Below are 278 nucleotides of genomic sequence, written 5' to 3' on the forward strand. Positions count from 1 at the left end.
TCATGGTAAAGAAACAAGCCGTTTACACACCGGGAAATCATTGCAATAAGCTGTACCGCTTCTTTCTCGGCAACAAAGTACAGGTGACCCATGGGCTTGAAACAACGGTTGCAGAATATGAATCACTATCTAAAAAGGACCAACAATCCATTCGAAAAAAGTTTATCCAATTATATGAAAAAGCCCCGCTTTATTTAGTTTTAGACAATCAAAAGCTGGTCATCGCCCATGCAGGAATTAAACAGGAGTATATCGGAAAGAATCATGCAAAGGTCAAG

1 pseudogene is annotated in these 278 nt (G+C 39.6%); it reads left to right on the top strand.

The annotated features are described in order from the left end of the window. Positions 1-278: pseudogene (locus tag RYX56_RS21995) on the top strand (hypothetical protein); the annotation flags it as partial.

It is taken from the genome of Alkalihalophilus lindianensis (genome assembly GCF_032843265.1).
Classification (GTDB): Bacteria; Bacillota; Bacilli; order Bacillales; family Bacillaceae_D; genus Alkalihalophilus; species Alkalihalophilus lindianensis.